Consider the following 15,505-nt stretch of genomic DNA (forward strand, 5'->3'; position numbering starts at 1 on the left):
ATTGCATGGTAAGCAAGAGGTTGCAGGTTCGATTCCCGCTGTGAGCACCACTCTTATATTTATGCTTTTTTACATCTTATAAGTGTTTGACATAAGCCAATGTTATCTATTGTTTCTATTATTTCTAAGCCAGCAAGTAATAATAGCTTTTTAAAGTCACTATATTTAAACATTTTACTGTATCCATTTGCCATTGCTGTAAAATAAGGTGAAGTGTTGATTATACAGTATGCAGCTGTTTCGTTGTTTTGTCTATCCCAAAATGGTTCCATGATACATATTTCAGTCTCTGTATTAATTGAATTTACAATTTTTTTCAAGATAGCTATGATTTGTTCATCTTTGAAACAATCCAAAAATTGACTCATCCAAATAATATCGAAATTTTTTGCTATGTTTATCTCTTCTATTAATATATTGGCTTCATAAGTTGAAATATTTAATATGTTTTTTTCATAGATATTTTGTTTTGCAAGTTTTATTTGCTGTGGTAAGTCCATTATTGTTATTTGTATGTCAGGATTTTTTTCTGCAAATAGAATTGCAAATTTTCCAGTATTACCACCAATATCTAGTATAGATTTTGGATTTAAATTTTTTAAAATATTTATTGCTTCCTTAAATCCTGAATCAGAATATAAATGATCAAACTCAAACCAAGACTCTTTGGCTTTTTGCGGTAATGTTGAAAGTGCTGGATAAATTGTATCTTCTTGGCTAAATACTTTTAATCCTTCTGCTTTTTCTTTTTTTATTGATTCTTCTAAATAAAATAATCCTAAGTAGTTAACATGGTGATTGTAATTCATATTAGTATTTGTCATTTTATCACTATGAATAAAAAATCCAACTTTTGTTAAATATACTTTTTCTTCATCAATTGAAATGACATTTGCACTTAATGCAGTTTCGCATAATAATTGTACTGCATATTTAGATAAATCACTTTTTTTTGCTAATTCATCATATGTTAAACCATCTTTATTATTAGATAAAATTTCTAATAACTTTAAATCTCTCATTGTTCTTACAACTTGAAATACAACTGGAGCAAATGCAATTTTTTGTGCTTCATACTGTGCTTCTAAGGCACTTATTTTGTGATTATCTTTGAAAAATTCTTTCATATTACCTATTTCTTTTAATTTTTAAGGGCAATTGTTAATTCACCTTTTGCACAAATATCTTTTTCATCAAATACTTCGAATTTGTATTCAGTCATTGTGTCAAAAGTAAAAGACTTCTTTATTTTAATTTGATAATTTTGCTTTGTAAATTCACTTATCTTTTCTATTTTTTTTAATGAGATAAGGAAACCAATTACTACCTCTTGCGTTTGTGCAAAAGCAGCACTACTTTGAGCTGCTGCTTCACTAATCATTGCTAGAGTAGGAATAAAAGGGAAGGTACAACTAACAATACAAATATCCTCTTTTTTTTCTATTACTTTTTGTGCAAATCTGATAGGAGCTTTGTGTGGTAAATTCATTAGATATCTATTTCTATTATATTTTTTTTATTGATGTCAAAGTTCTCAGCAATATACATTATATGTTCAATTGATTTTGGATACTCTTTATTTTGAACATTTTTAAAATCTATTGTTGGTTTTTCAAGGGTAAGTTTGACTTTTAAAGCAACAGCACACTCTATGTATTTTATGCAGTTGTTTACTTCTTCAATATTATTTATATTTAATGATTCTGCACAAACTAATAAAATTTCGTCATTATCTAAAGCTTTTACTGCTCCAACTTTTAATACTTTTAATGAAGTCTCTTCTCCAGATGAAACAGTTAAAATTTCACTTGTGTTTTTTGATAATATAGAAGCATATGATACTGCTGTATTATAAACAGAGTTTTGGAAATCAGTAGGAGATATGATTTCATTATTAGATATTGCATTTAATATCTTTGATGTGGATAATAACTCACCATATGCAGAGCCATAGATTATTCTGCCATCTTTAAAATCTACCTTAGAAAGAAGTTCGATTACAAGTTTTGAAGCTCTTGTAAGCCTTCTTCTTACTATCATTTTAGGAACTAATTCTTTTGTATTTAAATCGATAACTTCTTTTTCATCAAAGATACATGATGCATTTAATATTTCTAAATTAATTTTCATTTAGCAAGTCCAAAAATTAAAGAAGTGTTATTTCCACCAAAAGCAAAAGAATTACTAATCACATAATCAATTTTTGATGTAATAGTTTCAATAGAATAATTTATACCTTCTATCTCAATCTCTTTTAAACCTTTGTTAGAAGGAATAATTTGTTTTTGTAAGACCATACATGAAATAATTGCTTCTATTGCTCCTGCAGCTCCTAAAGTATGTCCAGTAATTGATTTTGTTGAACTAACTTTTGGTTTTTTTTCAGTGAATAAAGATTTAATTGCATTTAATTCTGCAAAATCATTTGCATAAGTTCCTGTGCCATGTGCATTTATATATGAAATATCATTTATATTTAAACAACTATTTTCTAATGCATTCTGCATGGCTTTTTGAGCTCCTAGCCCTTCTGGATGTGGCTGTGTCATATGATGTGCATCGGAACTATATCCTACTCCACATAACTCAATAGAATTTTCTTTTTTTATAGTTTCTAATAATAAAATTCCAAAACCTTCAGATACATTCATACCTTCTCTATTTTTATCAAAAGGTGTACATGTTTTTGATGATAGAACACTAAGTGCTGAAAAGCCACAAACTGTAGTGTGTGATAGAGCATCTATTCCTACTACTAATACATTTTCATATAGCCCTTTTGAAAGTACCTCTTTTGCATAACCTAATGCATTTGCACTAGAAGTACAGGCTGTAGAAAATGATACATCATCATAAAATTTATATTTTTCTTTTAAAAAATAAGAAATTGCATCCACAGGGTGTTTTTTAGGGTTTATCTCTTTGTAGTTTTTATTTTTAAAAAATAGTTTTTCAGTTTCATCCATTCCACCGACAGAAGAACCTATAATCAGGAGTGTTTTTGAAAAGTCTTTTAATTTAGAATTTGTTAATAAATTTTCACATCTTTCAGTTAAAATTTCATTTAAGTCTTTGTCTCTTTTTATTTTACCAATAGCTACACTTCTATTGTCAACATACGATGAGTCAACAGTTATAGTGTCTTTTTTTGAACAAATTGAATCAAATAACTCTTCTGAATTATTTCCTGCACATGAAATTGAATCAAAATAATTTATGTAAACTTTTTTATTTATTTTCATTGATATAATTAAGTAAGCTATTTACTGAGGCAAAAATATCTTTATATTGTTCAGTATTGGAAATTTTTACACCATACTCTTTTTCAATAATTAAAACTAGTTCAATAGAGTCAACAGAGTCTAAACCTATTCCATCTTCCCCAAATAAAGGTGCATTGTCTTCAATATCATCGACTGTAAAGTCTTCTAAATTTAGACCTTCAATTAGTGTTTCTTTAAACTCATTAATAGTAACCATGCTCTATTTTACCTTCTAAATAATCTTGTGAAATATTACTGTTTTTCATCTTTTAATCATCTTATAAATTATCTTTTAATAAATTATTTTGTACAATAACGAATACAGATAGAAAGAAAATCATAGTGAAGTTACTTAAGAATTTATTTGAAGTTTTAGAAAAATCAGAAAACTATTATAAAGTTAAACTGGCAAAAAAAGACCATCCTGTTTTTAAAGCCCATTTCCCAGAAAATGAAATACTACCCGGATTTATTCAAATAGATATTATTTCAAATATCCTAAATCATAATATAAATACTATTTCTAAAGCAAAGTTCCTATCAATTATAAAACCTGAAGATATAATTGAATATCATATCACGTGTATAAATGAATCAAGATATAAAATAATAATAAAAAAAGAAAATAAAAAAATAAGTGAAATAATATATGAAATTTAGTGAAATTATAGTTGTAATACCTACTTATAATAATGATTCTACTATACAAAAAGTTGTTGATGATGTATTATCTTATAATATTAAAATAATAGTAGTTGATGATGGATATGATAATCCAGTAGAAGAGATATTAAATAAAAACTCTAATTTAATTGTTTTAAGACACCCTTTTAATAAAGGAAAAGGTGAAGCAATTTTAAGTGGTGCTAGAAAAGCAAAAGAGTTAGGATACAAGTATTTTATCAGCTTAGATGGAGATGGACAACATCTTGCAAGTCAGATTGAAAAAATAATAGGTGCTTGTGATGGTGATAATCAAATTATAATTGGTGCAAGAAATTTTGATATAGAAAATGTGCCAAATGGCTCTAAGTTTGGACGTTGGTTTAGTAATTTTTGGGCTACTTGGGATACAGAACAAGAGATTGAAGATTCATTGTCTGGATTTAGATTATATCCAACCTCAATTTTAGACTTAGATATTAAAACTTCACGATTTGATTGGGAGATGGAAGTTTTAGTAAAACACTCTTGGAAAAAAAGATTGATAAAAGAAGTGACAATTGACTGTTATTATCCATCACCTGAAGAGAGAGTTAGTCATTTTAAAAAGTTTTGGGATACAGCTGCTATTGTAATGGTACATATTAGATTATTACCTCTTAAGTTTTTTCTTAAAAAAAGATATAAATAGATGAATGTTAAGCAAAGAGGAAGCGGGTGGAGTATAAAACTTGCTTTTAATTTATATAAACTTTTTGGTTACAAGTTTGTCTATTATATTATGTATCCAGTAAGTTTTTTTTATTTTATTTTTGCATCAAATGTGAAAGAATCTTTAAAAGAATATTATAAAATTTTAGGTTTAGAGTTTAATAATTGGATTTATTTTGAACACTTAAGAATGTTTGCAATTTGTCTTGTTGATAGATTTATATCTAAATATGACCCAAGTTCTTATGATTTTATATATGAGGAAAAAGAAACAGTTTTAAAGATTATGGATAGTAAGACTATTTTATTATTTTCTCATTTTGGTGGCTGGGCTTCAAGTTCTAGTAATCCTGTAACTAAAAATAGAATCAATATTGTCATGCAGGAAGTCATTTTAGATAGTATAAAAGAGATTGAAAGTAATATTGAAAATAAAATCTCAAATATTAATATTATAGATCAATCAATGGGACAGATTCCTGTTTCTATTGAAATTGCAAATGCAATTTCAAATGATGAGATTATCGCTATAATGGCAGATAGACCAACAAGTAATAAATATAAATATAAAACAAAGTTTTTTGGAAAAGATGCATTTTTTAATAAGAATCCATTTAAAATTTCTTATAAAACTAAAACACCAATTTTATGTTGTTTTGTAATAAATATTGGATTACAAAGATACAAAGTAGAAACGATAAAATTAAATTTAGATTTAAATTTAAAAGAGAAAGAAGCTATTGATATAGCTATAAAAGAATATGTTAAACTATTTGAAGATATTCTAAAAAAATATCCAAACCAATGGTTTAATTTTTATAATTTTTGGGAGAATAAATAATAGATGAAATTAACAATAGATAAAAGAACAATATCTTTAGAAGAGATAATAAATGCAACAGATATAGAGATATCTAAAGATGAAAAGTTTATAACATTTATAAATCATACTCATGATTTTATGATGAATACAATTAAAGCTGGTAAACCTATTTATGGGATCACTACAGGATATGGAGCAAGTGGCAAAAACTATGTTAGTTATGATGATGCAGCAACGTTACAAACAAATCTATTTCGTTTTCACGGGTGTGGTATAGGAAAAAACCTAAGTTATGAAGTATGTAGATATGCTGTTATTTGTAGAACTATCTCTTTAAGTAAAGCTCGTTCAGGTGTCTCTATGAATCTTTTGCATAGACTTGAAATGCTTGTTGAAAAAGATATTATTCCTGTAATTCCATCACAAGGCTCAGTTGGTGCAAGTGGAGATTTAACACCACTTTCTTATATAGCAGCTGTAATTGCTGGTGAGAGAGAAGTTTATTATAAGGGTGAAATAAAAGATGTGATGGAAGTTTACAATGAACTAAATATTACACCTTATAAGTTTGAGCCTAAAGAGGCATTAGCTATTATGAATGGTACAACGATAATGAGTGCTATAGCTTTAAAAGCGATTGAAGAGTTTGAGGTTATTTTAGACTCTATGGAATCATACGTGGCAGGGATGTTTGAAGTTCTTTTAGGAGATGATACCCCTGTGGCGGATTTTGTTCATGATTCAAAGCCATTTAGTGGTCAAATAAACGCAGCTAAAAATATCAAAAGAAAAATAGAAGGTTCAAAACTGACTCACGGAAGAGATGATAGATATGATAAATTTTTTGCTGATAATGACCTGAATATTCAAGATACATACTCTATGAGATGTGCACCTCAAGTTTTAGGGGTAATAAGAGACAATTTAGAGATATCAAAAAACTGGGTAGAAACTGAGATAAACAGTGTAAATGATAATCCCCTTATAGATGGTGAAAATCAAAAAATCTATACCTCTGGGAACTTTTATGGTGGATATGTAGCTCATGCTATGGATACACTTAAGATTTGTGCTGCAAATTTAGCAGACTTATTAGATAAAGAGTTTGCTCTTTTAGTTGATCATAAATTTAACCGTGGTTTAGGAGAAAATCTTAAGCTTTCAAAAGAGCCATTTTTTCATGGATTTAAAGCTATGCAAATAAGTCTTAGTTCTTTAAGTGCTGATGTTATCAAAAATACAACAGCAGCTTCTATTCACTCAAGACCAACAGAATCACTTAATCAAGATAAAGTATCTATGGGAACAACTGCTGCAAATGATTTTGCTAAGATGATGCCCGATCTTCATAATATGCTTTCTATTGCATTTATAGGTATGGCGCAAGCTGTTGATATAAGAGGAGAGAGTGAAGTTTCACCACATCTTAGAAATATCTATAAAGAGATAAGAAAAATAGTAAAACCATTGTATGAAGATAGAAGAATGGATATTGATATACAAAATATCAATAAAATTTTACAAGAAGCGAAGTTTATATAAAGAGTTGAAGATGGAAGCAAAAAAAGTATTAGTTACAGGAGCTACAGGTTCTATTGGCAAAGCAATAGTTAAAGAGTATGCTCAAAATGGATATTTTGTATATATTCACTATAACAGTAATAAAGAAAAAGCAGAAGAGATTTTGAATGAAATAAATCAAAATGGAGAACTAATTACTTTTAATATGCAAGATAAAAACTCTATTAAAGAAGCCTTAGAAAATCTTGATGTTAATGTTTTAGTAAATAATGCTGGTATTATAAAAGATAATCTGTTTTTCTTTATGGATGATGATGAATGGGAAGATGTAATAAATACAAATCTAACTGGACTTTTTTATGTTACAAAAGTTATTTCTAAAAATATGATGATGAATAAACGAGGAAGTATTGTAAACGTGGCATCAATTTCAGGAATAAGTGGAAACTCAGGACAAGCAAATTATAGTGCTAGTAAAGGAGGAGTTATCGCTTTTACTAAAACTCTGTCTATAGAACTTGGAAGATATAATATCAGGGTAAATGCTCTTGCCCCTGGAATAATAGAATCAGAAATGATAGAAAATATACCAAATGTAAAAGAGCTAAAAAAAGCTATACCTCTTAAGAGATTTGGAAAAGCTGATGAAGTGGCAAAATGTGCTTATTTTATAGGTGTAGATGCCACTTATGTAAGTGGAGAGGTTTTAAATATTAGTGGGGCAATGGTTAGATAAAGTTTATGAATTTAATCATATCTTTATTTTATGCCCCAGTTGTTTTTTATTCACTAAGAAACTTTGAATTAAAAACGGTTTCATTAATAATATTTATTTTTTCTCTTCTTTGGCTACTGCTTAGTATAAAGAAAAATATAAAAGAGTATATTTTTCCTCTTTTTTATTTGGGTGTTTCTATTTTGGCATATTACTTAGAGAACTTTTTATTTTTAAAAATCTTGCCATTATTAATCTCGGGATTAATTTCAATTTATATATTATATAGTTACATTTCAAAGAACTCATTTATTTTTATTTTTTTAGAAAAATTCAATAAAAAAGTTGAAAAAGAAGAAAAAGAGTATATTCAAAAGTCAACACTATTTTGGTTTCTTATCTCTTTGTTAAATGTTTTGATTCACTCTTTTGTTCTATATACAAAAGATATGGTTTATTGGACTTTTTATTCATCTGTTGGTTGGTATTTTTTGTTTATACTTGCAGGATTAATTCAATTTGTTCATAAAAAAATCTACTTTAAGGGTAAAGTCCATGTATAAGGTTTTATTTTTAATTTTTGTTTCTACGATGATACTATTTTCAAAACCAATTAAATTTAAAGAGGAAAAATATATCAGTGCATTAAGTACAAGTGTATATAGAAATGGTATTTTAAAAATAGATAATGACACTTTGGAAATTAGATATTTAAATGAGGATAAATCATTTATTTTTACTAAAGAGAATATTATAGAAAAAAATGGTGATAAAAAGAAGGTTTTAAATTATGAAGAAAATTTTGAGTTAACAATTTTTTCAAAAATCATAGATAGTATATATAAAAATAAACCAGAAAATTTAAAAGAGTATTTTCAAATTATAAAAGATGATTCTGTAAATAGACTAATTCCAAATGATTATATATCAAATGTAATAAGCAAAATTGAGTACAAAAAAAAAGATGATAAGTTGATTTTTTTAAAGATATTTTTTACTAATGATGATTGGATAAATATTGTTGAAAATTAGCAATTATATTAATATTTCATTACTTATAGTTTTAGCCTTATTAGTAGTATATTTTAACTCTTTTAGTAGTATTTCAACAGAGCTTCAAACTATATTGCCAAATAGTGAAAAAAAAGAGTTACTAAAAGAGTTTAATAAGTTCCAAAACACAAAAAAAGTATTTCTTAGTGTTGAGGGATTAGACAATAACTCTTTAAAAAAAATTAAAGAATTAGAAGATGAGTTTTTAAAAATAGATGGATTAACTCTTGAAAAATCTTACACAAACAAAAATCTTAAAAGATATAAACAAGAGTATAAGTTTTTTATAGAAAGTATAGATAAAGATGCTTTAGAAAAGTTAAATATAAGTAAAAAACTAGAAGAACTAAAATCTAATTTGATAAATTCTAGCTTCTCTTTTTTTATAGATAAGAAGGATCCTTTAGATATCTTCAAGGAAAAAACCTCTTTAAAAGCTTTGTCTTTAAAAAATAATCACTTAAGTATAAAAGATAGTGCGTATATATCAATATTTAACTTAGAGGGTAGAGTAAATTCAATTTCTCAATATGAGAGTATTTATGATGCAATTGAAAAGCTTAGTTCAAGTGATAAAAACATAAAAGTATTTTCACCTATTTTTTATTTTGTAGAGAATTCAAGAATTATAAAAGATGATGTAAACAAAATAGTTATCTTTTCAACAACAATATTACTTTTACTTTATTTAGTGATTTTAAAAAATCTAAAATTGCTTGTAAATACATTGATTACACTTAGTTCATCTATTTTACTCTCATTACTTGTCTGTTCATTTATATTTGATAAATTATCTATTTTTGTTGTTGTATTTGGAATATCAATTTCTACTGTTGCTATTGATTATATGTTTCACCATTATATGCATAATTATTATGAAGAGAAAAAAGGATTCAACAAGGATGTATTTTTAGGGATGATTACCACTGTTGGGGCTTTTGCTATTTTGTCTTTTGTTTCATTTGATTTAATTAAACAACTTTGTTACTTCTCCATAGTTTCACTTCTTTTTTCATATATTCAATTTGCATTTTTATATCCAAAAATTAACTTTTATCAAAAAAGATTTAGTACCAATACTTATAATTTTTATTCAAAAGTCAAACCTATTTATATGATATTGCTTGCGATAGTCTTATTACTTATTTCAATAGATAAGTTTTATTTTGATTTAGATTTGAAAAATCTTGATATAAATAATGTCCACTTAAAAGAAAAAGAGGACTATTTTAATAAAAAATTAAATCTTCAAAAGAATATGCCTGTTTTGATAAAAGCAAAATCTATAGATAAATTGATTGAAAAGGCTAGGGTATTAAAAAATGAGTATCCAAACTCTTATATCCCAATTTCTATATTAGTAGGTGAAAAAGATTTTTTAAATAAAAAGGTTTTATTGGAGAATATAAATTTTGAGAAAATTAAGAATAAGTTGGATGAGAAGTCTAGTGAGTTGGGATTTAAGGTTAACTATTTTAAAGATGCATATGTTTATAAGGTAGATAAACCAATTTATACAAAAGATATATTAAGTGATTTAGGAATAGAGCTTATAAAATATAAAGATTTTTATTTGTCATATGCCAATTTACCTAAAGACAAAGTTGCTGAATTTAGTAAATATGATTTTGTAGAGAATTTAAGTATAAAAACAATGTTTGAACAAAACTTAGTCTCTATTTATAGTGAGTTGTTTATATATGGAGGAATAAGTGTCATTTTTATTTTATTGATGTTATTTTTCTCTACAAAAGGTAATTTTCTTATTTCACTTACTTATTTAATATTTCCAATATCATTAATGGCATTAGTATCTTTTTTTATGGCTTTTAATATATTACATTTTTTTATGATTTTTGTTATTTTATCAATAAGCATAGATTTTGGTATTTATTTGGGGTCAAGTAGTTTAGATAAGAACACTTATACAGCTGTCTTATACTCTTTGTTATCTACCTTTGCTGGATTTGGTATATTGATTTTTTCTAAAACAAATGCACTTTATTCAATAGGGCTTATTGCCTCTATAGGAATAGTTGCAATTGCAATTTTAATTATAATTTTGAAAAGGCCTTTTTATGACTCTAAAAGTATTTAATGATAATGGTTCAGTAAATGAACATGAAATAAAAAAAGAACTATTTATTGATAAAAAATATTTTAATAAAGTTTCATATATATCTTCAGCTAGCAAGGAGATGAATGCCTTAAAGATATTTAAATCCTACTATTCAAATGCAAAATCAATTCTTTTTGACAATACAAACAAAGGAATTAATAAACAACTAGAAGAGTTAAATATTAGTGATTTTGATATGCCATCTATACAGGATAATATTTTTTCTGACAAAGATTTCTCTTATTTATATTTTACTTCAGGGAGTACTGGATTTCCCATTGGAGCATTAAAAACAAAAGAGAATATATTTTCAGAAATAGAGGTGTTATCAAGATTATTAAAAGAGTATAAAATAAAAAGAGTTATTGTAACTGTTCCTTTTATTCATCTTTATGGCTCTTTATTTGGACTCTTTTTCCCGTTGATGAATGATATTGATATCATTTTAAAAGAGCATTTTTTGCCCCATGACCTACTAAATATAATAGATGATAACTCATTAGTTGTGACAACACCATTATATATAAAATCCTTAAATAGACTAAATGAATCAAAAAATCTTTCTAAATCATTATTTGTAAGTTCAACTGCACCTTTATTATTAGATGATGCAAAAGAGTTTAATAATAAATACTCTTCAAATATACTACAAATATTTGGTTCTACAGAAACAGGAGGAATTGCCTATAAGTTTAATGATGAGTCTTTGTGGACACCATTAGAGAAAGTAACAGTTGCAACAAATGATGACAATGAGTTAAACGTCAAATCTCCTTTTATCTCAAATATTGTCTATGAAAATGAGTTTAAACAAACAAATAATCAAGTGCAAACCTTTGATTATGTAGAGTTTGAAGAGAATAAGTTTAAAGTAATAGGTAGAAGTTCTCAAATACTAAAAATTGCTGGGAAACGTTATTCTACAATTCAAATAGAAAATATTTTAGAAAATGTTGATGGAATAGAAAAAGCAGTTGTATTTGTAAATTCAAATGATAAAAACAGACTAAAAGATGAAATTCTAGATATTACAATAGAGAGTAAAAAAGAGTTTTTAGTTAAAGATATAAAAAAGATACTGAAAAATGAATTATCAAATATTAAATTTTCTATCAATTTAAAAATAGTTGATAAAATAAAAACATCAGTAGTTGGTAAAAAACTTGCGATTCAATAATTTATTATCAATTAGATATAATCAAAATAAAGTAGATTAATGTCAATTATAATTAATAATTTAAATATGTCATATGATAATGTACCAGTATTAAAAGACCTCTCATTGCAAATTGACACAGGTTGTGTTTTTGGGCTATTAGGTCCAAATGGTGCAGGAAAAACTACCCTTGTCTCTATTTTAAATCATCTTATTACAAAAGACTCAGGTAGTATTGAAGTTTATGGATTAGATTTTGAAAAACAAAAAGATGAAGTCAAAAAAATATCATCATATATCCCTCAAACATATGCTTTTTATCCTAATTTAACAAGTTATGAAAACCTGGAATTTTTTGGTGCTTTATATGGCTTGAGTGGTGATAATTTAAAAAAACAAATTTCATATTGTATTGAAGCTACATCTTTAGAAAAGTTCATAAATAAAAGAGCCTCGACATATTCAGGAGGGGTAAAAAGAAGGTTAAATATTGCTATTGGATTACTTAATTCTCCAAAGATAATATATTTTGATGAGCCAACAGTTGGAATAGACCCCCAATCTAGAAAATATATTTTAGAGGTAATAAAAAACCTAAATAAAACACAAGATACGACTATTATTTATACGTCACACTATATGGATGAGGTTGAATATTTGTGTGATGAAATTGCAGTATTAGATAATAGTAAAATTATATTACAAAATAAAAAAGATATTTTGATTCAAAAAAAATCTATTATTGAAGTTGAGTTAGAAAATCAAAAAATCAAAGTAGATATTTCAAACTCATACGATGAGTTCTTAACTTTAATGGCTGAATTAAAAAGTAAAAATGAAAAGATTATAAATATTAACTTTGCAGATAAAAATTTAGAGAAGCTATTTTTATCTCTTACTAAAGAGGATTTAAGAGAGTAATGTTTAAATATATTTTAAAAAAAGAGTTATTATTAATATTTAGAGATATACATGCTTTGATGGTATTATTTATCATGCCAGCTCTTTTTATATTAATCATGTCTTTAGCTTTGAAAAATACCTATTCAGATACTTTAGAAACAAAATTAAAAGTTGCAGTAATAAGTTCTACAAATGAGGATATAAAAGGTTTTGTTGATGATTTAAATAAAAGCAACTATTTTTCTGCAAATCTTGTGAAAAATGAAGCACTTAAGATATTGATTTACAAAGATAATTATGATTTTGTAGTATCGCTTGATGAAAATTTTAAAACAAAAATAAATAAAAATGTCAAAGATTTTGAGATAAAAACTTTTAGTAAGTCAGGGATAAAAAAAGAGTATTTTTATATATTAAAAAATAGCATAACTGAGATTATTTCAAAAAGCATAATGAAAGATTTTTTTATTAAATCAAAAATAGATGCAAGAACACTTTCTGTGTTAAGTGAAAAGATAAACAACACATATATTTATAAAAATGAAAAAGTAAAATCAAAACCAAGTTCAGTGCAACAAAGTGTCCCTGCATGGCTTGTATTTTCCATGTTTTTTATTTTGATACCTATTTCAAATACTTTTATAAATGAAAAGAATTTTGGTACTATTTCTAGAATTAGAAGTATAGATGTATCATTATTTCCAATATTGCTTGGGAAAATCATTCCATATTTTATTGTTAACCAAATTCAAGTTGTAATTATGATTTTAGTAGGAATATTTATTGTTCCTTTATTAGGAGGAGACTCTTTAGTTATTAGTGGGAACTATTTACTTATATTTTGTATGAGTAGTGCTATTTCTATTGCAGCAATATGTTTTGCATTATTTATAGCAAATATTAGCAAAACAACAGAGGAAGCAACTTCTATTGGAGGAGTAACAAATATAGTTTTGGCAGCTCTTGGGGGAATAATGGTTCCAAAATTTGTTATGCCTCAATTTATGCAAGACATCTCATCTTACTCTCCTATGTCTTGGGGATTGGAAGGTTTGTTGGAGATTTTTGTTAGGGGTGGAAGTTTTAGCGATATAAAAATTTATTTATTATATTTATGTTCATTTGCTATTGTATTTTTATTGTTAGCATATATGAAATTAAAAAAAGGAAATAATTAATGGAAGATTTGAAATACGAATTAAAAAAGTTAATAATTGAAGAGTGTGAAAAAGAGTGTGAAATTGAAGATATAAAAGATGATGATATTTTATTTGACCCTGAATCTCTTTTGGAACTAGATTCAATGGATGCCCTTCAAATATCTATGGCTTTACATAAAAAGTATGGAATGAAGACAACAGATAGTAAAGAACTTAGAAAAATAATGGTTTCAATTAATACCTTGGCAAAACATATAGAAGAGAATTGATGAATAAAGTCTATATTACAGGTTCATCAATTATTTCTGCACTAGGAAATAATAAAAATGATTCTGTAAAAAAAATTCAAGAGATTAATGATAATAATTATTCTGAATATTTAGTAAATAATTTTGAAGAGTTAAAATATTATCGTATTAAGAAAAACTTTGTATCAAAAGAAGAAAAGTTTTATTCTATTTTGAAAGAAGTAGCATTAAAAGCAATTGAAGATGCAAAGTTATCAAAAGAAGAAGCAGAAGATTTGCATATTTTCTTGGGCTCAACCTCAATGTCAATATCAATTGAAGAAGAGCAACATTTAAAATATAAAAATGGTGATTCAACTGAAGAAATTAAAAATATAGGATATGGTGAAATCGGACATTTTGTTGAAAATTTGATTAATTCAAAATATAATACAACAATAATTCAAACAGCCTGTACCTCAAGTGCAAATGCCATTTGTTATGCAAATGATTTAATTAAAAGTAAAAAGATAAAAAGAGCTTTGGTCTTAGGTTTTGAATTTTTTAATGAGACTACTTATAGGGGATTTCAATCTTTGATGCTTTTAAGTCAAACAGGTGAATATAAGCCATTTGATATAAATAGTGATGGTTTGATTTTAGGAGAGGCTTGTTCCGCAGTTATTTTAGAATCTCAAAAAAAAGAAGCAAATAACTTTGAAATATTATCTACAAATAATAGCTTTGATAACTATTCTGTTACTAGTTCTAATCCAAATGGAGAAGTGACTCTTTCATGTATGGAAGAGGCTTTAAATAAAGCTAATTTAACTATTGATAAAATTACTTGCCTAAAGGCACATGCAACAGGAAGTGAGAATTCAAACTTATCTGAAGCTATTGCTATTGATAAACTATTTAAAAAGTATAATAAAAAAACTGATGTAGTGATTTTAAAACCATACATTGGTCATACATTAGGTGCTTGTGGAACAAATGAAATCGTTTTATTATGTGAAAGTATTAAGAATAATTTTTTACCAAAAACAATTAATTTTTATGACAAATACAACGATATAGATTTCTCTCCCTTACAAGAAACTAGAAAAATAGATAAGGCAACCATACTTTTTCATTATATAGGATTTGGTGGAAGCAATACCTCTATAATATTAAGTAATGAGAGTTAAT

At 26.1% G+C, this 15,505-nt stretch carries 18 protein-coding genes; 13 read left to right on the forward strand and 5 right to left on the reverse strand.

All coding sequences use genetic code 11. The features are described 5' to 3' along the window. Positions 1-59 precede the first annotated feature (59 nt). Genes Q0617_RS08350 through Q0617_RS08370 form a run of 5 tightly spaced genes read right to left on the reverse strand, consistent with a single transcriptional unit; the run spans position 60 to position 3,480 of the window. On the reverse strand, positions 60-1,127 hold the full coding sequence (locus Q0617_RS08350) for a class I SAM-dependent methyltransferase (RefSeq protein ID WP_298752379.1): 1,068 nt from the start codon (positions 1,125-1,127) through the stop codon (positions 60-62). 14 nt (positions 1,128-1,141) lie between these two features. Beyond that, entirely contained in the window at positions 1,142-1,489 is a 348-nt protein-coding gene (locus Q0617_RS08355) for a hypothetical protein (RefSeq protein ID WP_298752380.1), read from the reverse strand. Continuing rightward, positions 1,489-2,130, reverse strand: coding sequence for a beta-ketoacyl synthase chain length factor (locus Q0617_RS08360; protein WP_298752381.1), 642 nt, complete (start codon positions 2,128-2,130; stop codon positions 1,489-1,491). The genes Q0617_RS08355 and Q0617_RS08360 overlap by 1 nt, the downstream gene beginning before the upstream one ends. Next, positions 2,127-3,242, reverse strand: coding sequence for a beta-ketoacyl-[acyl-carrier-protein] synthase family protein (locus tag Q0617_RS08365; protein ID WP_298752382.1), 1,116 nt, complete (start codon positions 3,240-3,242; stop codon positions 2,127-2,129). The genes Q0617_RS08360 and Q0617_RS08365 overlap by 4 nt, the downstream gene beginning before the upstream one ends. After that, on the reverse strand, positions 3,229-3,480 hold the full coding sequence (locus tag Q0617_RS08370) for a phosphopantetheine-binding protein (protein ID WP_298752383.1): 252 nt from the start codon (positions 3,478-3,480) through the stop codon (positions 3,229-3,231). Before Q0617_RS08370 ends, Q0617_RS08365 begins: the two co-directional genes overlap by 14 nt. 125 nt (positions 3,481-3,605) lie before the next feature. Here Q0617_RS08370 and Q0617_RS08375 point away from each other — a divergent pair, with 125 nt between their 5' ends. The 13 genes from Q0617_RS08375 to Q0617_RS08435 are packed head-to-tail and all read left to right on the forward strand — an operon-like array spanning position 3,606 to position 15,504. Beyond that, positions 3,606-3,923: a 3-hydroxyacyl-ACP dehydratase gene (locus Q0617_RS08375; RefSeq protein ID WP_298752384.1), complete on the forward strand. Its 318-nt coding sequence runs from the start codon at positions 3,606-3,608 to the stop codon at positions 3,921-3,923. Then, positions 3,913-4,617, forward strand: coding sequence for a glycosyltransferase family 2 protein (locus Q0617_RS08380; protein ID WP_298752385.1), 705 nt, complete (start codon positions 3,913-3,915; stop codon positions 4,615-4,617). The genes Q0617_RS08375 and Q0617_RS08380 overlap by 11 nt, the downstream gene beginning before the upstream one ends. Continuing rightward, positions 4,618-5,478 carry a lysophospholipid acyltransferase family protein gene (locus tag Q0617_RS08385; protein WP_298752386.1) on the forward strand — a complete coding sequence of 287 codons (861 nt, stop codon included), beginning with the start codon at positions 4,618-4,620 and terminating at the stop codon, positions 5,476-5,478. A 3-nt stretch (positions 5,479-5,481) separates the two neighbouring features. After that, on the forward strand, positions 5,482-7,002 hold the full coding sequence (locus Q0617_RS08390; RefSeq protein WP_298752387.1) for an aromatic amino acid ammonia-lyase: 1,521 nt from the start codon (positions 5,482-5,484) through the stop codon (positions 7,000-7,002). A 10-nt stretch (positions 7,003-7,012) separates the two neighbouring features. Then, positions 7,013-7,717, forward strand: coding sequence for a 3-oxoacyl-ACP reductase FabG (fabG, locus tag Q0617_RS08395; protein ID WP_298752388.1), 705 nt, complete (start codon positions 7,013-7,015; stop codon positions 7,715-7,717). Between the two features lie 5 nt (positions 7,718-7,722). Continuing rightward, complete coding sequence (locus Q0617_RS08400; RefSeq protein WP_298752389.1) at positions 7,723-8,259, forward strand: hypothetical protein; 537 nt, start codon at positions 7,723-7,725, stop codon at positions 8,257-8,259. After that, complete coding sequence (locus Q0617_RS08405; protein WP_298752390.1) at positions 8,252-8,728, forward strand: hypothetical protein; 477 nt, start codon at positions 8,252-8,254, stop codon at positions 8,726-8,728. The genes Q0617_RS08400 and Q0617_RS08405 overlap by 8 nt, the downstream gene beginning before the upstream one ends. Further along, the gene (locus tag Q0617_RS08410; protein ID WP_298752392.1) at positions 8,718-10,847 is read left to right on the forward strand and encodes a hypothetical protein; all 2,130 of its coding nucleotides are present in this window, start codon (positions 8,718-8,720) and stop codon (positions 10,845-10,847) included. Before Q0617_RS08405 ends, Q0617_RS08410 begins: the two co-directional genes overlap by 11 nt. After that, positions 10,828-12,045 carry an AMP-binding protein gene (locus Q0617_RS08415; RefSeq protein WP_298752394.1) on the forward strand — a complete coding sequence of 406 codons (1,218 nt, stop codon included), beginning with the start codon at positions 10,828-10,830 and terminating at the stop codon, positions 12,043-12,045. The genes Q0617_RS08410 and Q0617_RS08415 overlap by 20 nt, the downstream gene beginning before the upstream one ends. A 39-nt stretch (positions 12,046-12,084) precedes the next feature. Then, positions 12,085-12,945, forward strand: a complete 861-nt coding sequence (locus Q0617_RS08420) for an ABC transporter ATP-binding protein (RefSeq protein WP_298752395.1) — start codon at positions 12,085-12,087, stop codon at positions 12,943-12,945. Continuing rightward, the gene (locus tag Q0617_RS08425) at positions 12,945-14,105 is read left to right on the forward strand and encodes an ABC transporter permease (RefSeq protein WP_298752396.1); all 1,161 of its coding nucleotides are present in this window, start codon (positions 12,945-12,947) and stop codon (positions 14,103-14,105) included. The genes Q0617_RS08420 and Q0617_RS08425 overlap by 1 nt, the downstream gene beginning before the upstream one ends. Then, a complete protein-coding gene (locus Q0617_RS08430) occupies positions 14,105-14,356 on the forward strand; it encodes a phosphopantetheine-binding protein (RefSeq protein ID WP_298752397.1) in 252 nt (83 codons plus the stop codon). Before Q0617_RS08425 ends, Q0617_RS08430 begins: the two co-directional genes overlap by 1 nt. Further along, on the forward strand, positions 14,356-15,504 hold the full coding sequence (locus tag Q0617_RS08435) for a beta-ketoacyl synthase N-terminal-like domain-containing protein (RefSeq protein WP_298752398.1): 1,149 nt from the start codon (positions 14,356-14,358) through the stop codon (positions 15,502-15,504). The genes Q0617_RS08430 and Q0617_RS08435 overlap by 1 nt, the downstream gene beginning before the upstream one ends. Position 15,505: the final 1 nt, after the last annotated feature.

This window comes from uncultured Arcobacter sp. (genome assembly GCF_937982575.1).
GTDB lineage: Bacteria > Campylobacterota > Campylobacteria > Campylobacterales > Arcobacteraceae > Arcobacter.